Origin of the sequence: Rhodococcus sp. YL-1 (genome assembly GCF_001942025.1) — a bacterium.
GTDB lineage: Bacteria > Actinomycetota > Actinomycetes > Mycobacteriales > Mycobacteriaceae > Rhodococcus_F > Rhodococcus_F qingshengii.
On record NZ_CP017299.1, the window covers coordinates 3,515,294 to 3,536,379 of the forward strand.

Below are 21,086 nucleotides of genomic sequence, written 5' to 3' on the forward strand. Positions count from 1 at the left end.
AGTTCAGGGCTCCACCATTCCGGCGAGGAATTCCACCAGCAGTCTCTTCGTGACCTCACGTGGCAGCGATTCCACTGCCGCGAGGACGGCCGCCATGTCCAAGGGAGAATCGGAAGAGCCCCGAGGATCCAGCCCCGCCGACGTCAACGCTGCCGCGACGGCGTCACTGGGCAAAGCAAGAACATCGGCGACGGTGACATCGCCACGTTCGAATGCTCCGGCCAACTCTGCCAGGGCCGGCGGCGCCTCGGCTGCCGCCGAGCCGCGAACGTCGTCGGCACCGAGGACGAGTGCGCTGGTCAACTCGCCGAGCACAGATTCCGTCACCGGGGTGACGGTGAGGTGGGTTGTTCGAGGCAACGTCGTCCCGTCAGGTTGCGTCGACGCCGGCTGCCCTTGAAGGACGAAGCCGCGAGCACCGACAGCGCTCACCCAGCGATGCGGATCCACTCGCCGTTCGAGCGGCACGGAATCGTCGGTAGCGACCGCGAACAGTGGTCCCACCGGCGAGCCCACGACGCGAAGACCCTCGATTGCCTCGACCGTGCCGATCAGTGCACGAGTGGCCCGCTGCGCCCGGGACACCAATTCGGCGTACCCGGATTGCCCGAGGACTTGCGAAATCGCCCAAGCACCGGCAAGAGCAGCAACGGATTTGGAACCGAGAAGCGTGGGATTGACCACCGGGTACCCCGGCCAGTCCGTGAGTCCGAAATACTGCTTGCGATGCAGATCTCGCCCTCGGTGCAGCAGGACCGAAACGCCTTTGGGCGAGTATCCGTACTTGTGGAAATCGACCGACATGCTGGTGACCCCGGGCACCCGGAAATCCCAGGGTGGCAGATCACCCCACCACGGCAACGCAAGCCCACCGATGCAGGCGTCGACATGCAGTGGAATCGAATGTGCACGAGCAACTTCCGCGACATCGGCGATCGGGTCGAGCGCCGCGAACGGGTAGCTGGGCGCGGAGACGACGATCAAGACCGTGTCTTTCCGAACTGCCGTCGCAATATCTTGTGCGCCGACGCGCCCCGACGTGGGATCTACTGGTACCAGGATCAGTTCCAGTCCGAGCAGGTGAGCTGCCTTGTGGAAAGCGGCATGCGCGGTGGTCGGAAGAACCAGCGAACCCTCACCCGGCGGGAGCCCACGGAAGTCGCGAGCTGCCTTGACGGCCAACACACAACTCTCCGTTCCGCCGCTGGTGACATTGCCGACGACTACGCCTCCGGCGTCTGTATCTGCGGCTGGGTCTGAAGCTCCATGGAGGAACTCGCGTGCGAACGCAACCAACTCACGCTCCATCACCGCGGTGGACGGGAACACCGTCGGGTCGAGACCGTTGACCGGCTGAACCAATCGAGCTGCGTCCGCTGCCAACTCGTCGAGCGCTGCGAGGCCGCTGTCGTACACGTACGACAGAACCCGGCCTCCGTGCGTCGGAGCGTCCTGCTCGCGAAGCGAACGCAACCGACTCAAGATGTCGGCCGCCCTCTTCTCGAGGTTTGCGCTCTCGACGATCTTGCCCTGAAGTTCCTCGGCCCGAGTGGAACTCATCGTTCACCTTTCGTTCTCGTGAGTGGATTCTTGTTCGGTGCGGTAATTCCGCAATACGACCAGGCTGATCGCAACCAGGATCGCCGGCACGACCGAGAAGCCAAGGGCAATTCCGGTCAGCGCCGATTCCGGTTGCACGACAGTCTCGCCCGCAGTTTTCGAAACGAAGCCGGTCACCGCGAGTACACCCAAGAACACCGCGGGTCCCAGGGCAAGGCCTGCGGTTTCCGCGGCGGTCCAGATACCACTGAGCGAACCACCGCGTTGGCGCCCACCGATTCGCGCGTCGTCCTCGATGACGTCCGGAAGCATCGCCAGCGGGAACACCTGCATGCCGGCGTAGCCGACGCCGGCAAGCGCGACGGCACCGTAGATCCACGAACCCGCGTCGACAGCCGCAAGCGTCAACAACGCCGTGGCGACGACGAACAGAACCGAAGACACCACGTAACCGCGAAGCTTTCCGTACCGATGCGAGAACCGGTACCACAGCGGCATGACGACGAGAGCTGGTCCGACGAGTGCAACGAACAGACCGGTGAGCGCACCTTCGTTGCCCATCACATAGGTCGCCAGATATTGCGCACCCGCCAACATCACAGCGGTGGCAAGAGCTTGGAGCACAAAGACGATGACCAGCAATCGGAACGCGCGGGTACGTCGTATCGCGTCGAACCCGTCCCGGTACTGCGAGAGCAACGAGCCGACCGGCGCGTCCGCGTGAGTCACCGTGTGGCGCGCGGCTCCGCGAACTGCCCAGATCATTGCCCCGCACATCAGCGCCGACACCCCGATCGCCATGACCAGATAACCGCGTGCTCCGCCCCCGGCAGCGTCGCGTAGCTCGGGTCCGCCGGCGCCGATGACCAGAATTGTCAGGGCCAACACCGCAATTCGAACCGATACCAACCGGGTGCGCTCGTGGTAATCGCCGGTCAACTCGGTCGGCAACGCGATGTACGGCACCTGAAAGAGGCTGTAGGCACTCGCCGCGAGCAGGAAGAAGACGAGCACCCACATCGCCCCGACTCCGGGGCCGGCCGACACCGGGGCCGAGAACGTGAGAATGAAGAGCAACGGCAGTCCCAGAGCGCCTGCGAGCATGAGTGGCACTCGCGTACCAGTTCGATGAGAGCTTCGGTCGCTGATCGACCCGATCAGCGGATCGATCAGGACGTCGGCGATTTTCGGGACAATGACCACAAGCGACGCGAGCGCCGCGGCAACGCCGAGCGTGTCGGTCAGGTAGTACGCCAGTACCAGACCTGGCAGAACACCGAATCCACCCGTACCGACACTTCCCGCTGCGTATCCGGCCACCACACCACGCGAAAGCCTGTCAGGCGATCTACCTTCACGAAGACGTACCGGTTTGTCTGTAGTCACCGTCCACACACTAATGTCACGACTCCGTACCGCGAGGGCAAAAGAATCCCGATGACCAGAAGTCGCTCACTCGGACGTGCCTGGCATGCCAGACTGTGACCCGATTCGCACACGAAACGAAGGTCTGAAGACGATGGTTGACCCACTGCGAGAGATCTGGCCTCCGTACGGAGTCACGATCACGTGTGGGCCCATCACCTTGCTCCCTGTGCGCGACGATCATTTCCCCGAACTCACTGCGCTGGTCCGAGCCGGCATTCACCCTGCCGAACAGATGCCGTTTCTCGTCCCCTGGACGGTGGGCACTCCCGACGAAGTGTCGCGAAGATTCATCCAATACCACTGGTCGGTCCGCGGAGCGATGACCATGACCGACTGGAAATTCGAAACAGCCATTGTCGTCGACGGAGAAATCGTCGGCTGCCAGGCGTTCGCCGCGACGGACTTTCCTACCAGTCGTACCGGTGAAACCGGCTCGTGGATCGGACGCGGGTTCCAAGGCCGGGGTGTCGGCACTCTCGCCCGACAGGCAATCTGCGCATTCGCATTCGACTCTTTGGGAGCACGAAGCGTGGTGTCATCGGCATTCACGGACAACCCCGCCTCGATCACGGTGTCCACCAAAGTCGGGTACCGCGCAGACGGCACAGTAGAGGAGTTGGCTGCCGACGGTCGCATGACCGTGCGTCGTCTCTTCACCCTCAGCCGCGAAGATTTTGTCGCACCGCCGTATCCCGTCGAAGTGACCGGCGTGCGCGCGTTCAAGACGATGCTCGGCATCGACTGAGCGAGCTACCCGTGCACCGTGAGAACCGAGAGAGCAGCGACAACCGGAAGACCAGTGACAACCGGTAGAACAGACACATGGAACCCTCCGACATGATGGCCGCAGTCACCTCGTCCATGCGCGACCGTACCGGGCGCACCCTCGAAGAATGGGTTGAGGCCGTACGGACGTCCGGGGTCGACCCGCTCGATCAGAACGAAGTGCGCAAGTGGCTGAAAGCAGAGCACGGTGTGCCGCAGAATTCGCAGTGGGCAATTGCATTCGAGACTGCCGAACAGTCCGGATGGGTGGAGCCGACCGTCGAGCAATACATCGACCAGCAGTACAGCGGCCCGAAGGCGGCACTGCGGCCGATCTTCGATGCAGCCCGACGTCTGATCGACGAACTCGGAACCGATGTTCGGGTCGAAGGCCGCGGAACCTACACGCCCTTCGTTCGCGCTCGCCAATTCGCCGCCATCGCAGCGGCCACCAAGGCCCGAGTCGACCTCGGACTACGTTTTGTCGAGGCCCCCGAATCCGAACTTCTTGTGCCGGCCAAGGCTCCCGGGCAGTCGACCCACAAGATCGGGCTCACCAGCACCGCAGACATGAACGACGAAGTCGGATCGCTGACAGCGATCGCGTATCAACAGAACGGCCGGTAGGTCACCCACTCACCGCCACGCAAACGCTCACCGGCAGGCTGCACGAAAGTCCCTGTCCTCCTTGTCGGAGAACAGGGACTTTCTTCACCGCGGGGGAAGGTCGCTGCGACGTGTCAGCTCAGGCCGAAGAGCGCGCCGATGATGGTCCGAGCAGCCTCGAAGAGCGCGTCGACGGACGGAACACCGATTTCAGAGCTGATGGAAAAAAGGGAACCCAACATACGATCCTCCGGAGATAGTTTCTGAATGGCTTACTGCCACAAGGGAAATGCTACCGATTCCACTTGCGGAACTGAAGCAAGGGGACCACGGGAGTGACAATTCCGGACCAAAGTCCCGGCCCGTTAGATCTACTGCACCCCAGTATGATTGCGATCCTTCGAATCCGAATCGACACCTTCGAGATAGCTGACGAGAACTTGGGCGACCTCCGCCAACACCTCAGTGCTCGACATTTCCGAGTGGGAGCAGTCGACCAGGTACGCCCGCAACGGCCCCACCAGTTCGGACCACCTTTCGACCAGGTGACGATGTTCAGGCAGATCATGCTGCGCCACAAACAGTTCCACTGACCCGAAATAGTGCCGCGGCGTGTGGTCCCGAACGATTCGCGACAGTTTTTCCACCCGACCCACTACGGATTCGAGTACCGTATCGGAAAGGAAATCCATACCGGTCTGCCTTCGGATCTCTGCCGCAACGTCTGTGAAAGTCAGTGCTGCAGTTTCAGTTTCAACCTCGGATAGCCCGATCTGCGCGAACAGTTCGGAAGGTTTCGGAGCCGCTTGTACCGATGGCATCATCTCCGGTAACAGCGCGTCGAGCATGACAACCGAACCGACCAGATCGCCGGCCTCTTCGAGCTGGCTCGCCATCTCGAGCGCGATCGTTCCGCCGGCAGACCAACCCAGTAGATGGTATTCACCCGACGGCTGCACCGTCCGTACGGCATCGACGTACCCCGACGCCAACTCCGCCACCGTGCCTGGCAATTCACCTGCTCCCGTTGCCTGGATGCCGTACACCCGTCGACCCCGCAGCTGACCGACGAGTCCGGCGTAGCACCAGGCGATTCCGCTGACCGGATGCACACAGAACAACGGCGGCCGTTGGTCATCGGGGTCGCCTCCGAGCATGACGACCGTGTCCAGCGGATCCGAACGAAGCGAATCACCCTCGAAGACATCGGCATGAACGCGATCCATCCGAGAGGCAAGCTCCGCCACAGTTCGGTCGGTGAAAATCCATTGAACCGGGAATTCCCTGTTCAGGCTCTCACGCAAGCGCGTAGCCACTCGAACTGCACCCATCGATGTCCCGCCGAGCTCGAAGAAGTCGTCGTAGCGGCCGACCGATATCGCGCCGGTCACGCCCTCGAATGCCTGTGCCACGTGACGTTCGGTATCCGAGATGGGTCGATCCACACTCGACCCTGGCTGCGGTGAAGGAGCAGGAAGTGCCGCTGCGTCTATCTTCCCCGAAGCGAGCAACGGTACCTCGCCCACTATCGTCACCGACGAAGGCAGCAGGTGCTTCGGCAGCAGGCCGGAGACGAACCCGCGAAGCTCCGATTCCGTCGCCGAACCGTTTTCCGCCAACGTCACATACGAACGGAGCTCAGCGGATCCGTGCCCGTCGTCACAGACAACGGTTACCGAGAAGGCCACTGCTCCATGGCTTGACAGAGCCGCGTCGACCTCCGCCGGTTCCACGCGGACACCCCGCACCTTCACCTGCGCGTCGTTGCGACCCAGGTACTCGAGCGCTCGGTCGTGACGCCTACGACGCACGAGGTCACCCGTGCGATACATCCGAGTCCCCACCGCATGAGGATTGGCAACAAAGCGCTCGGAAGTCAGAGCCGGGGAAGCGACGTACCCCCGTGCCACATTCTCACCGGCGAGGAACAGTTCTCCCGCAACGCCATCCGGAACCGGTCGGAGCCTCTGATCGAGAACAAATGCTGTCGTACCAGGGACTGGAGTGCCGACAGTGACGTCCGCGTCAGTGATCCGTGCGGAAATCGATGCCGCGATCGTTGATTCGGTCGGTCCGTATCCGTTGACGATGCGATGTCGGGGTGACCACGCCGACGCAAGGCGCGCAGAGAGCGGCTCCCCCATCGATTCGACGATCAACGGTTGCACTGCATCCGGATCGACTGTCGCCAGGACCGTCGGCGTCACGATCAGATGTGTTACGTCGGCGGCTATCAGCAGATTCGTGAGTTCTTCTCCCCCGTAGACGAAGTCGGGAGTCAGAATCAGCGTTCCACACCCTGCAGCCGCGAGAAGGATCTCGATCACCGACGCGTCGAAGGTCGACGACGCCAATTGCAGGACTCGGGGGCCACGCTCGAGCTCGGCGATCTCGGCGTGTGCGGTGCAGACGTTCATGATTCCGCGGTGTGAAACCTCCACGCCCTTGGGTCTTCCCGTGGAACCCGACGTGTAGATGACGTAGGCGAGGTTGTCGGGGTGAGCCGGCGTTGCCGATACCTCGGCAGCGCCACCAGCAGTGCGGGATTCGTCCATCGCCACCCACTCGACGCACTCGGGCAAACTCTCGGATGCACCTCCCGCTGTCAAACCGACAACCGAACCGCATTCCTCGACCATCGTCTGCCGGCGCGCTGTCGGCAGCGCCGGATCGAGCGACAGCCACGCTGCGCCTGCACGCGCTACTGCCCACAACGCAACGATCCACAGATGCCCGCGCCCGAGCGCAACGGCCACCACGTCGTCGGGTCCGATTCCTCGGACCACCAACTCGCGTGTCCAGTGCGACGACTCCTCGTGCAGGTCGCGGTAAGTCCAGCGTCTGCCGTTCTCTTCCAGCGCGACGCCGTCGGGCGCCTGACGCAGAGCGCGTTCGAAAATGTCGGCAATCGTCAGAGGTTCGACGTGGCGAGGATTCGCAGCAGTCAGCGCCGAGCGTTCGAGTCCGGACAGCAGTTCGATCTCCCCGATCACAATCTCGGGTTCCGCGGTCACTGATTCGGCGATACGTCTCACCCGCTGCATGAACAGTTCCGCGGTCGACTCGCGGAACTTCTCCGTCGCATACAGCAATCGAATAGTCAGACTGTCACCGGTGTCGACCAGGTCCCACGTCAAGTCGTAACCGGTCGACGCCCCTGCGTTGTCGATGTCGAAGACGGTGATGCCGTCGATCTGCGGCAACTCCAGCGCTCGCCGGTACGCCAGCATGACCGTGAACAGCGGATGCTCGTTCATCCTGCGCGGCGGATCGACCTTCGCAACGACGTCGTCGAACGAGACGTCCGCGTTCGCCATTGCTTCCAGATCGGCACGGCGAACCTCGTCCAGAACAGCAGCGAAGCGATCGGTGGAGTTGATCCTCGTGCGCAATGCGACAGTACCCACCATCATTCCGGCGACGCTCAGCAGCGCCGGATCGTTCCGCAGACTCACAGCTGCTCCCACCACGACGTCGTCCGTGACGCACTCGCGAGCGAGCAGCACGGCAATCACGCTGTGGACGACCATGAATACCGTGACGCCATGCGAACGAGCCAACGCCGACAACGCGTCGTAGGTGGCGCCGTCGAGGACTTCCGTCACCATCTCCTCGGATCGTGAAGACACGGGACTCCGGGGGTTGTCGACGGGTAGAGCCAACACATCCTCGACGCCACAAAGTGCGTCCGACCAGTAGTCGAGTTGCCGGTGGGCCATGCTGAGAGAATCCTCGGGGTCACCCAAGCTCTCTCTCGCCCAGAAACTGTAGTCGCCGTAGCTGATCTCCCCCGACGAGCGATCCCAGGGAAGACCTGCCGACCTGGCCTCGAAGGCTGCCACGAAATCGGTCAGGATCGGGCCCGTCGACGCTCCGTCGATCGCGATGTGGTGAACAACGATGACCAGGACCGTCAGTCCTGCAGAGTCGACTCCTGCCTTTTCGGTGAACACACGCACACGGAACGGAACATCTCGTTCGAGATCGAACGGCACAGTCGCGAATGCCGAAGCGCTCGCACGGATATCGCCGACGTGTACCGCAGTGAGATCGAATGCAACAGAGTCCATTTCAAGTTGTTGCGGACCGAATTCACCCGGAACACAGACAGTTCGCAATACGGCATGGTGATCGACGACGTCGCCGAGCGCGCTGCTCAAGACCGAACGATCGATGTCGTCTGCCAGGACCGCTGCAAACGTCAGGTTGTACGCAGTCGATTCCGGCTGAAGCTGATTGATCAGCCAGAGTCGTTGTTGCGAGGGCGCCAGCGGGGCCGGCTTGCCGGGATCACGTCGAGTCAGTTCGCGGCGTTTGCCATCGGACGCGCTCGCCGACAGCCACTGAGACATCGCTCGCGGCGACGGATTGTCGAAGACGGCGCGAACAGGCACATCTCGCGCGAAGATCGAGGCGAGTCGACCTGCCACCGCTGCCGCGGCCAACGAATCACCACCTGATTCGAACAGGTTGTGCAGGGCGCCGAAACTTCCGGACACGTGTTCCGACATGACAGCGGTGACGAGTTCCTCCGAAACCGTCACTGCTGCATCGGGCGCCTGGCTCTCGAACACATGGCGCCGCAACGCATCTGCGTCCAGTTTTCCGTTCGTCGTGAGCGGGATCGACTCCAATACGACCACGCGGCCGGGCATCAGATACGCAGGCAACATCGCGGCCAACTCGATTGTCAGCTGATCCGCCTCCACACCATCGCCGACCGCACATGCAACCGCAATGTCGTCGACGAGGACAACCGCCGCAGCCTCGACGCCCGTGCACCGACGCAGAGCTGATTCGATTTCGGCGGGCTCGACGCGGATTCCTCGCACGCTCATCTGACGGTCGGAGCGTCCGACGAATCCGAGCGTGTCATCCGTGCGGCGATGAACCAGATCACCGGTCCGATAACGGCGGTGCCCACCGGGTGCTGCGATGAACGACGTGGCGGTGCCGGCAGGATCTCCGGCATAGCCCATCGCAAGCCCGGGCCCGCTGACGTACAACTCACCGATCCCGGCCCACGGCACCGGACGCAGTCGCGTATCGAGCACCTCTGCACCGATTCCGGCGAGCGGGACTCCGATGGTGACCCGATGATCCACCTCGGCGACAGTGGTGACCACCGTGCATTCCGTCGGTCCGTACGCATTGAGCATTCGCGCGCGGCGACTCCACGCACGCGCGGTGGAAGGTGAGAGCACATCGCCACCGACTGCCACCACCTCGAGCGAATCGAACCGCTCTGGAGCCATCGTGTCGAGTACGGCTGGAGTGGACAACATGTGAGTGACGCCGCGTTCTGCGACGAATTCTTCGAGTGCCCTTCCGCCGAAAGCCTCCCGAGGAGCGACCGCCAAGGTAGCCCCGGCGCCGATCGCCAACATCATCTCGAGGATTGCTGCATCGAACGTCGGTTTGTAACCTTGCAGCACAACCGATTCCGAAGTCACGCCGTACTTGCGGACAGCATCGTCGGTCAGCAGGCCCAGTCCTCGGTGGGTGACTGCAACGCCTTTCGGTTCACCGGTCGACCCGGACGTGTGAACAACGTACGCGACTGAATCCGGATACTGCCGACCGGGAACAGGGCTGCGATCGGAGAGGACGGTGCGCAGCTGCTTCAGACGTGCCGGCGGCAGGTCGGGGTCGATCGGCACGAATGCCGCGCCCGTCTTCGAGATCGCCAACATTCGGACCAGGTACGCGATAGTCCGTACCGCCGGAATCTCGTACACGGCACCCGGTCCTGCTCCCCGAGCCACCAGTTCCCAGGCTTGGGCATCCGAGGCAGAGTCGAGTTCGGCATACGTCACCGTGCGGTGTCCGTCGTCGAGAGCAATGTTGTTCGGGAATCGCGCCGCGGTGGCGGCGAAGATCTCGGTCAGTGTGCGGGACGAATCGACCTCGGCAGCAGTCCAACTGGGCGCCGCGCCCACCACGAGATCCGAAACGAGTACTGGTACATCCTCGGCAATCGAGGTGAGCACTCTCGACAGCTGTCGGGTAACCGCGTCGGCGCTCGAAGGATCGAATGCGCTCGCGGCATAGATGAGCGCTCCGGTCAATGAACCGTCGTCAGCGGGTGCGAGCGAGACATGCATGGGGAACTTCGTTGTCGCGGTCTCGATTTCGCGAGCCTCGATCGTGAGGCCGGAAACCTCCACGGCAGGGATCGCGAAGTTCTGCAGACCCAGCGCAATCTGGGGAGTTCGTCCACCGAGCAGCTCACCAACCAACTCGGCAGGAACAGAGCTGTTTTCGAACGCTGCCACATCAGCATCGAAAGCTGCACCCAACAGAAGATCGATCGGCACGTCCCCGTCGATCCGAAGGCGAAGAGGCACCGTATCCACGAACATGCCGACCACGCCGTCGAGCTGAGGCGCCCGCCGCCCGTCGACAGCTGTGGCGATCACGACGTCGGGATTTCCACTCAGCTTGGCAAGCACCACCGACAACGCCGCATGAACTACCGCGAACAGCGAGACCTTCAATCGGTCGGCTCGCGCCTGCAGTGCCGAGGTGATGACGGCTGGTATCACGAAGTTCACTCGCTGCGCTAAGGTATCCGGCCCGCCATCGGAGTGATCCACCGTCAGCGGAGACACAGATGTCACACCGTCCAGCGTTCGGCGCCAGAACTGCTCGACGACAGGGGAAACGTCACGTGCTGCCTCCCACGCGGCAAAATCCCCGTACTGGATCGGCAACGGAGACCATTGCGAATCCAGTCCAGCTCGTCGCTTGCCGTACGCGGTCAGCAGGTCGCCGACCACCGTTCGCATCGACACCCCGTCGACTGCGATGTGATGAAAGCTCACTGCCAGAACGTGCCTGACCGGTGACACCTGGAGCAGCATCCAGCGCACCGGCAGGTCTGCCGCTACATCGAAACCACGCGAGCCGAACTCTCGCAGCAGCACCTCGACCTCGATGTCGGCGACCAGCCGCGTTTCCATTGTCACGGAGGTCGGAGGATCCACGACCTGAACCGGTGGAGTGCCCGGATACCGGGTTCTGAGGACATCATGACGACCGACAAGATCCGTTGCTGCCTGACGCAGCGCCGCCGCGTCGAGTTCACCGTCGATCTCGATGCAGATCGGCAGGTTGTACGCGCCGCTCGCCGTGTTCCGCTGATTCAGTACCCACATCGCACGCTGGTTTCGTGACAGGGGTGCGGGCGTGGGGTCGCGGCGCGGTTCCAGTCGGACAAGATCGGTCACCGAGTCGTTCTGCTCGAGCGAATCGAGCCGGGCTGCCAACGCCGCAACTGTTGGATGCTCGAATACGGTCCTGAGCGGAACAACCAGCCCCAGAGTACTACTCAAGAGCGAGGTAACCTCCGCGGCCGACAGCGAGTTGCCCCCGAGCGAGAAGAAGTCTGCGTCGCGGTCGTCCTCATTCCCACCGAGGACGGAACCAAAAGCTCCGGCTACAACACGTTCGGTGGCGGTGGCCGGCCCCACTGCACGGGAAGCATCCAGTGTCGGCGACGGGAGACGGGCGAAGTCGACCTTGCCGTTCCGCATCGGAAGCTCGCCCTCGATGTCGACGATGGCATGCGGAACCATGTACGTCGGAAGGACTTCTGCGGCGGCAGCGCGAAGTTGACCTGTGTCAACTCTTTCGGCACCTGAACTTCTCACGTAGGCGACCAACAGAGGACTTCCACCTTCGGCCGACCGAACCCCGACGACACAGAAGTCGACGTTCGCGACAGACTGAATGACTGCCTCGATCTCACCCGGTTCGATCCGGACACCGTTGACCTTCACCTGCACGTCGGTTCGCCCGAGATAATGCAGGCGATACGTATTTCCCTCGGATTTGGGGCTTTCCGGCTTCCACATCACCAGATCGCCCGTCCGGTACATCCGGGCGCCTGAACCGGTTGCCACGAATCGTTCCGCAGTTCGGGCCGGTTGGCCGGCGTAACCGCGAGCGAGCATTCGACCTGAGAGATACAGTTCGCCGGCGACTCCCGGCGGCACCGGTTCGAGTCGATCATCGAGCACGACGGCGTCGACCCCGGCCAGTGGATACCCGATCGATCCGTCGTGAGTGTCACCCGACAGTTGTTCGATCGACAGTGGTTCGGTAGCAAGCGAATACATCGTCGACTCGGCAGGTCCGTATCCGTTGATGACTCGGCGTCCGGCTTGCCAGCGCTTCGCCAACGCGCCGCCGAGTCGCTCGCCCCCGAACATCACCGTGGAAAGGTCCGGCAGCGAAGGATCGCCGATCGAGGCGACGACAGTAGGTGTGGCGCACAGATGAGTAATTCGCTCGCGCCTCAGTGCTGATGCGAGTCCCGAGCCGAACAGTTCTTCGTTCTTCGCCAGAACGAGCGTGGCCCCGGACGCACTCGCGATGAGCACCTCGAGCAACGTCATGTCGAATCCTGGCGCTCCGCGATGGAATACGCGAGAACCTGGCCCAGCCGAGAATCGACCGGGCAGGTCTTCGGCGATCACACCGAGCCCGCCGTTGGTCACGACCACAGCCTTGGGGGTTCCGGTCGTTCCTGACGTGAAAACTACGTAGGCCGCCAGGTTCTCGGAATATTCGCGCACCGAGTCGGTGACTTTCTCACCACCAGCGTTGCGGCCGCCGATCGCTCCGGTGCCCAGTGTTTCGAGGACATCGCGTACTCGCGCCTGCGGCTGTTCCGGGTCCGTCAATGCCGGAGCTGCACCGACCTTCGCGATTGCCCACAGTTGCACGATCGACGCAATCGACCGATCTGCAGTCCAAGCAGCGACCTGGTCGACTCCAACTCCCCGGGAGCGCAACTCGTCGGCTGCGACATCCGACTGGGCATCGAGTTCCCGGTAAGTCAGTGTGTTGCCCTCACCCTCGACCGCCACAGCGTCCGGGGCGGATTCGACGCCGAAGCGCAGCATGGAGGCAAGTGTCGTACCGGAAAGTCGAGATCGATCAGGCCGGTCGACCGCGCCATGTACGGGGACGAGAAGAGCTCGTTCCGCACTGTCCAACAGGTCGATTTGCCCTACGGCGACATTCGGGTCGACAGACACTCGATTCAGGAAGCGCTCGAACCGGCCCGCAAAGCTCGATACCGTCAGATCATCGAATAGATCAGCGTTGTAGACGAATTCGAGACCGAGTTCGCCCCCGACCCCCTCGTCCGTGACGTTGACCTGCAGATCGAAATTTGCGTGCCTGACTTCAGGAGCAATCTGTGTGATGTCCAGCCCTGGTATCGACCACGCGGCGGTCTCAGCAGTTCGGAACGAGAGCGCCACCTGGAACAACGGATGTCGCGAACGCGATCGCGGTGGGTCGATCAGATCGACCAGCGATTCGAAGGGCATCTCTGCGTGCGCGAACGCCGCTACGTCACGCTGACGAACCTGCTCGACCAACCGGCCGAACGAGTTCGACGGATCGACTTCGGTTCGAAGAACAATCGTGCCGGCAAACATGCCGACCAGCTCGTCGAGTTCAGGTGTGACGCGTCCGGACACAACAGTGCCGACAGCTACGTCATTGCTACCGTTGTACCTCGCCAACAGCGCCGCGAGAGCGGCGTGTACAACCATGAACATGGTCGCGTTGTTCGATCGTGCGAGTGTCTGAAGGCCCGTTCGTACCGAACCTGAGATCTCCACCCGACAGCTCGACGCACGGGCGAACGTCGAACGTGGACGATCGAGGGGAAGCGTCACCTGCTCGGGAAGTCCTTCGAGAGCCTGCATCCAGTAGCTGCGTACCGTCTCGGGAATCCCCGATTCCCTTTGCCATGCACTGTAATCGGAGTATTCGAGCGCGAGCGGCGACCACTGCGGAGCGTGCTGCGCCGAGCGGGCGATGTACGCCGCAGTGAAGTCGCGGACCAACAATTCGAGTGATCGAGCGTCGGCGGCAATGTGATGGACGACGACAGCCAGGATGTGCTCGACAGGTGAAACCTGGAGAAGTGCCGCACGTACGGGCGGATCAACGGTGACATCGAAGCCCGAACCCACCAGTTCTGCTACACAATTCTCGGCGTCGCCGCCGTCGAGTGCCTCGAGCTGAAAGGCCGGAAGCGCATCCTCGGCGTCGAGCACCGTCTGAACCGGGCCGCCGCCGACAACCGGGTACACGGTCCGCAGGGTGCGATGGCGATTGATCACGTCACGAATTGCCAGTTCGGCCGCAACCACGTCCAGCTCGCCTGCCAAGCGCAGCACGATCGGGATGTTGTATCCGGCGGAGTCTGTATCCAACTGATTCAGAATCCACATTCGATGCTGGGAAGCTGACAGGTGCACTTCCGTGTTGTCCGAACGAGGCCCCAAGGACACGTCAGACGCGTGCTCCGCGCCGGTTCGCCCTACACCTATCCGCGCAGCAGCGATGTCTGCGAGCTGATCGACGGATGGGTGCTCGAACACATCGCGGACGTCGAGGTTGCAGCCCAGGGCGGAGTTCAGACGCGACGAAAGACGAGTGGCGATCAAGGAATTGGCGCCTTGATCGAAGAGGTTCCGGACCGGATCGACATGCGGAACTTCCATCAAATCGCTCAGAATGGCTGCGACTGTCTGCTCGAAGAAGTCTCGCGACTGCCGAGTCGGCTGCGTGAGAGACACCGGGGTCGGCAACGATGCTCGGTCGATTTTGCCGTTGATCGTGACCGGTAATGACGCGAGCGCCATCAAAGCCGACGGAACCATGTGCGCGGGCAGCAACGAACGAGCAGTCCGCAAGACGCCGTCGAGGTCGTGTCCGCTCCCCGGGGTGATGTAACCGACCAAAGTCGGCCCGCTGTCGAGTTCTCTCACCACTACCGCGGCCTGCTCCACCGACGTGTGAGCCAACAGCGCGGATTCGACCTCGCCCGGTTCGATGCGGTAACCGCGCAGTGCCATCTGACCGTCGGCGCGGCGAACATATTCGAGTCGGCCGGCTCGCCAACGGACCAGATCGCCGCTGCGGTACATCCGTGATCCATCGAATCCGGGTTCAGGCACGAATCGCGAAGACGTCATCGCGGGTCGACCCAAGTAGCCTTCGGCCACCTGCGGACCCGCAACATACAGTTCGCCGACAGATCCCGGAGGGACGGGCTTCAACGACGCGTCCAGTACGTAGCTGCGCAACCCTGGTAGTGGGGACCCGATCGGCGAGACAGTCTCGTCACCGGGGACAAGATCGAAACTGGTGACATGGACTGTGGTTTCGGTGATTCCGAACATGTTGACGCCCCGCACGTCCGGGTGCCGATTGAACCAAGCCTCCACGCGCCCGGCGTCGAGGCGATCACCGCCGAAAACAATCGTCCGGAGCGGAAGCAGCATTTCCTGCGTGACTTCCGCCAACGCATAGAAGGCGGCCGGGGTCTGATTGAGAACAGTCACTCGTTCCCGCACAATCAGATCCGCGAATCTTTCGGGTGAGCGCGCGACATCACCATCCACGATCACGAGGGATCCGCCAGTGGTCAACGAGCCCCACATCTCCCAGACCGAGAAGTCGAATGCGTACGAATGAAACATCGTCCACACATCTTCGGCGTTGAAGTCGAAGATCTCTCGGGTCGAGGCGAGCAGCGCCAACACGTTGTCCTGAGACACCACTACGCCTTTGGGAGCTCCGGTCGATCCGGAAGTGTAGATCACGTAGGCGGCGGACTCCGACTGTGCAACGGGCCAGTCGGCCGTAGCGTCAGTCGTCTCGTCCACGAAGATGACAAGTTGCTCGTACCCAACGAACCGCCCAGCAGATTCGTCCGTCGACAGAATCGCTTTCGGGCCTGCATCGGCAAGTACATAGTGGATACGAGCGTCGGGATACTGCAAGTCGATCGGTACGTACGTCGCGCCCGCACGAACGACAGCGATGATGGCTACGACGAGGTCGACCGATCGAGGCAGGGCGACCGCCACGCGATCACCGACTCGAATTCCTCGATCGATCAAGACAGCGGCAAGGCCCTCCGAACGAACTCGCACCTCTTCATAGGTGAAACGAGTATCGCCACTCGACACCGCGATTGCATTCGGATGCCGGGCTGCGACGGCCCCGAAGAGGTCAGGCAGCGACTGCGCGACAATCGACGGCGCCGGCACCCGAGCCGACAATTCTTCGCGTTCCGCAACACTGAGAACATCGATGTCACGCAGCATGATTGACGAGTTCTCGGTAATCGAGCCACACACTCGACGAAGCCGCTCGACCCAGCTCTGCACGGTGCCTGCATCGAACAAATCGTCGGCATATCGGAATGTACCGCGAATACCGCTCGCGTCTCCGTCAATCGTACGATCCTCGCGCACAGTCACTTCGAGGTCGAAGCGAGGGTGCACGGGGGGTAGCGGAGTGCCGTGCGCCGTCAGAGTTCCCATCGCGATCTCGGAGTCGGGCGCTACCGGATCGACAGCGAGAACAACTCGGAGGAAGGAATTCTTCTCACCTACGCCCCCACCGACCGCACGGTCGACCACCCAGTCGAACGGAACGTCGGCATTGGACAGGGCCGCCACATCAACCTCGCGCACCCGAGTCAAGAACTCACCGAACGTGTCTCCGCCGCGAAGGAGCGTTCGCAGCGCGACGGTCCCGACGAACATACCGACGACACCGTCGAACGAAGGATGCGTTCGTCCGGAGGTCGGGGTCCCGATGACCACATCGGACGCACCGGTGATCTTGCTCAGTGCGATCGCAAGGCAGGCGTGCAACACCATGAAGGTTGTGCAGTCGTGCGCGCGAGCGATCTCGTTCAGCGCCGCATGGATAGGTGAGGGCAACTCGAACGCCACGTCCCGCGCCGACGACGGTTGGTCCGGCCGGCGGGATCTGTCCACGGGAAGCGCCAGAGTCGGATCAACACCGGCGAGTGTGTCGGACCAGAATTCCAGCTGGCGTCCTGCCAAGCTCTGTGGATCCGCGGGATCACCGAGAATGGTTCTGTGCCAAGCGGAATAGTCGCGGTAGTCGAGAGCGGGCGAAGGCCAGATCGGCGACCGTCCGTCGGCGCGAGCGTCGTACGCCGCGACGAGGTCCGAGACGATCGTCGCGAACGAAAGGCCGTCCAGGGCGACGTGATGGGCAACCACGGTCATGCGGTGGTCGGCGTCGCTGCCGGAGGCGAGGATCAAGCGAAGAGGCGCATCGGTCGCCAGGTCGAAACCCGCCGCAACCAAATCCGCTGACGCAGCCTCGTAATCCTCGGACGCAACCTCGATCAGAGTCACCGGAGTCGCGGTCGCAACCTGGATCGGCCACGCATCGTGATTCTGGTCGAACGAGAAAACAGTACGCAAGACGAGATGGCGATCGGTCAGGTCACCTACCGCCGCCCTCATCGCCTCGATATCCAGAGCACCACTGAACGCGACCTCGAACGCAATGTTGTACGCCGACGACTGGGGATCCAAACGGTTCAGTAACCATAGGCGTTGTTGCGCCGGTGCGATTTCCACGACGAGGTCGTCCGAAATGCGCTGGGGTTCCTCCACCCACTCCGCCCGCCCCGCACGGATCACCCGGGCCAGGCGCGCCGGCGTCGGGGCACCGAACACGTCCCTGACACCAACCCGTCTTCCGAGAGCGGAACTCACTCGCGCGGCAACATACACGGCGTCGAGTGAACTACCGCCCCAGGCGAACAAGTCGGAGTGCGGTCCGAGAACTCCGACGCCGAGGACCTCGGCCATCACCGAGGCAATCAATTCCTCGTCGTACTCGATCGGACGGTTGACCGCCGCGCGCTGCTCGGCCGGCGCGGACGACGCCGGTTCGGGGAGCGCTGAACGGTCAGTCTTTCCATGGCTCGTGACGGGCAATGCTGCCAAAATAGTCACCGAACTCGGCAGCATGGAACGAGGAAGTCGGGAAGCCAGATGATCGAGCACCATCGTCTGGCTCAACGGATGAGCTGCACCTTCGGCCGCGGTCACATACGCCGCAAGCGACCCGGATCGCTCGACCACCGCTGCTTGCGCAACGCCGGGAGTCGACAGGAGCACAGCCTCGATCTCGCCCAGTTCGACGCGTACTCCACGGATCTTGACTTGTTGATCAGAGCGACCCAAGAACTCGAGTTGACCGGCATCGTTCCATCGCACGACATCCCCGGTGCGGTACATGCGCTCGCCGGCACCAGTGGCACCAAAGGGCGCAGCGACAAAACGCTCCGCGGTGAGCGTCGGAGAAAGGTACCCTCGCGCCAGTCCGTGTCCCATCACGTACAGCTCCCCCGCGGCGCCGACCGGAGTGGGCAGCAACGACGAATCCAACACCACAGCGGAAACGCCGTCGATCGGGCGCCCGATCGGAGTATCACCACCAGGCGCGAGCGGCTCGCTCATGAATGCCGCGACGGTTGCTTCACTGGGCCCGTACGAATTCACGATGTCGACGTGACTCGACCACGCATCCACTAGCGCTCCCGGCGGTCGCTCGCCGCCGACGTTCAAGACTCGAAGTTCCGGCAAAGCCCGAGGATCCATCGTCAACGGAACCGATGGCGTCGAGTTCAGGTGCGTGACACCTTCGAGCCGCAGATAGTCTTCGAGGTCCACTCCGCCGATCAATCCGGGAGGAACGATCACTGCGGTCGCGCCGCAGCCGTGCGCAAGCAGAATCTCGAGGATCGCCACGTCGAACGATGTGTTTGCAAGGAGCGCGACGCGGGAGGAACTATCGATGTTCAGACGCCGTGCGTGAGAACGCAGCAACGGCACAATGCCTCGGTGCGTGACCGCGACACCCTTCGGTCGCCCGGTAGAACCAGAGGTGTAGACCACGTAGGCGGTGTCGTCCAGAGACAGGTCGGCGATAGATGAACCCGCCCCCACGCGTCGATCCACCGGCCCTTCGACGGTCTCGTCGCCACTGGGATCAACGACGCACACCCAAGCCGGCACGTCCACGAGTTCGCCACCGACCACAACCGACACGTCGGCGTCGTCGAGAATGAAAGCGACACGCTCGGAGGGTGTTTGAGGATCCACGTAAAGAAGGACAGCACCAGCCCGCACTACCGCGTGGAATGCAACTACGGAATCGGTCGAGCGCTCGGTGAGGATCCCGACGACGTCACCTCGTCCGACTCCGTTCTCCACGAGCAAGGCGCAGAGTGCATCCGCGCGAGCGCCGAGCTGGTCGTAAGTGACGTCCACACCTTGCTCGCGGATCGCGACAGCACTCCCCTGCCCTGCGCCGCCTCTGATGACCGAATCGAGCGTCGCGAATCCGTCCGTCCGCGGACCCAGCGCGGGGACCAGATCCTTCACTTCATCCGTCGAGAGGATGCGGAGGTCACCGAGCGCACGGGTAGCCGAGTCGAGGAACCCCTCGAGTAGCCGAACGAACTGACGATGATGCATCGCCAGGTCACGTTCACTGTAGAGGTGCGGATTGGCTTCGAAGGAAAGGCGAACGTTCTCCCCCGCGATCGACGGATAGATGCTGAAGAACAGGTCTTCGGTGGGGCCGGATGTGAGGACGTGAAACTCGCCGACGACGTCGCCGAGCCGAATGGCTTCGTGAAACATCATGACGTTCACGGCCGGGCCCGCCGCCTCACGGGATCCGCCCTGACCTTCCTGGAAGCCCATGTCCTCGTAGCGGAATCGCTGGTGGCGTAGCGCACCGGTCATTTGAACCGAGATCTGACGCACCAGTTCTCGTGGCGACAGATCCCGTTCGAGTTGCGCACGAACAGGCACGATGTTGGACAGCATCCCACCTGAACGTTTCGACGTCGCCGTGGTGCGGCCGGACACCGGCAAGCTGAGGACTACGTCATCGGAATCAGTCATGCGACCGAGATAGGACGCGAATGCACCGACGAGGACCGCCACCTCGGAGGTAGTCCACTCGGTCGCGACATCCGAAAGCTGTTTTGCAAGAGTTGGATTCAGTGTCCGCACCATCATGCGCTGCGGCATGGACGTCAGGCCGGCGCCGTCGGCGAGGCGAACCGGGCGGGGCAGGCCTTCGGACATCTCCGTCCAGTACTGCTCGTCCGATCGATACCGCGACGAGGATCGGTAATCGACGTCGAGGTCATGCAGTGCACGTACCCCGAGACCACCGAAAGGAGTCAGCGTCTTGCCATGAACCAGATGCGAATAGCGCTCGGCCACCCGAGCGGTGAGTGTCATCGCCGCATGTCCGTCGAGCACGAGGTGATGGGCGTGCGAGTACCAGTAGTAGTGCTCATCTGCCAGGTGAAGCAAGGTCGCCGAGATCAGGCGGTCAGACATCACGTCAAGTGGCCGTGAGTATTCCGCTGTCATCCACTCGTTCGCGCGCTGAACCGGGTCGCCATCGCTGCGTAAGTCGAGGTATGCGAGATCGTCGACGATCGAATGATCGACGACCTGCGCCGGCTCGGCGTCGGTAGCGACGAGGCGAACGAACGGCGACTCCAATTCATGACATGCCGTATTCGTTGCCTCGATCAGCGCGTCGACGTCAACCGGTCCGCGTAGTTCCACGTACTGAGCCACCACGAACGGAGTTGACGGACTCAATTGCTGCGCGAACCACAGCGCGAGCTGAGCCCGAGACAACGGAAAAGCACTCAACCCGTCACCTCACATTTCACCAGCCTTGTTTTTCACGAACGTTCGGTGGCTGATCACGTGAATCCATGGGAGCGAACACCACGAACGGCCGAACCGAACCCTACTGTCTCGTCTAAGTTTTCACCACTGGGCCAACACTGCTAGACATGTCGACGCAGCTTTCACGCACTCAAA

5 protein-coding genes are annotated in these 21,086 nt (G+C 62.5%); 2 read left to right on the forward strand and 3 right to left on the reverse strand.

What is annotated here, in order from left to right; translation table 11 throughout:
• Window positions 1-3 precede the first annotated feature (3 nt).
• Both BH682_RS16255 and BH682_RS16260 read right to left on the reverse strand, forming a co-directional pair.
• Entirely contained in the window at window positions 4-1,560 is a 1,557-nt protein-coding gene (locus BH682_RS16255; RefSeq protein WP_176742016.1) for a pyridoxal phosphate-dependent decarboxylase family protein, read from the reverse strand.
• A gap of 3 nt (window positions 1,561-1,563) precedes the next feature.
• A complete protein-coding gene (locus tag BH682_RS16260; RefSeq protein WP_180279626.1) occupies window positions 1,564-2,955 on the reverse strand; it encodes an MFS transporter in 1,392 nt (463 codons plus the stop codon).
• Window positions 2,956-3,079: 124 nt separating this feature from the next.
• On the opposite strand from BH682_RS16260, the gene BH682_RS16265 reads away from it, so the two are divergent.
• Both BH682_RS16265 and BH682_RS16270 read left to right on the forward strand, forming a co-directional pair.
• Window positions 3,080-3,733, forward strand: a complete 654-nt coding sequence (locus BH682_RS16265; protein ID WP_180279627.1) for a GNAT family N-acetyltransferase — start codon at window positions 3,080-3,082, stop codon at window positions 3,731-3,733.
• A gap of 77 nt (window positions 3,734-3,810) precedes the next feature.
• Window positions 3,811-4,380 (forward strand): DUF5655 domain-containing protein, encoded by a 570-nt coding sequence (locus tag BH682_RS16270; RefSeq protein WP_075833389.1) that lies wholly within the window; start codon window positions 3,811-3,813, stop codon window positions 4,378-4,380.
• 350 nt (window positions 4,381-4,730) lie between these two features.
• Here BH682_RS16270 and BH682_RS16275 read toward each other — a convergent pair whose 3' ends face one another.
• Window positions 4,731-20,912: a non-ribosomal peptide synthetase gene (locus BH682_RS16275; protein WP_075833391.1), complete on the reverse strand. Its 16,182-nt coding sequence runs from the start codon at window positions 20,910-20,912 to the stop codon at window positions 4,731-4,733.
• Between the last annotated feature and the right edge of the window lie 174 nt (window positions 20,913-21,086).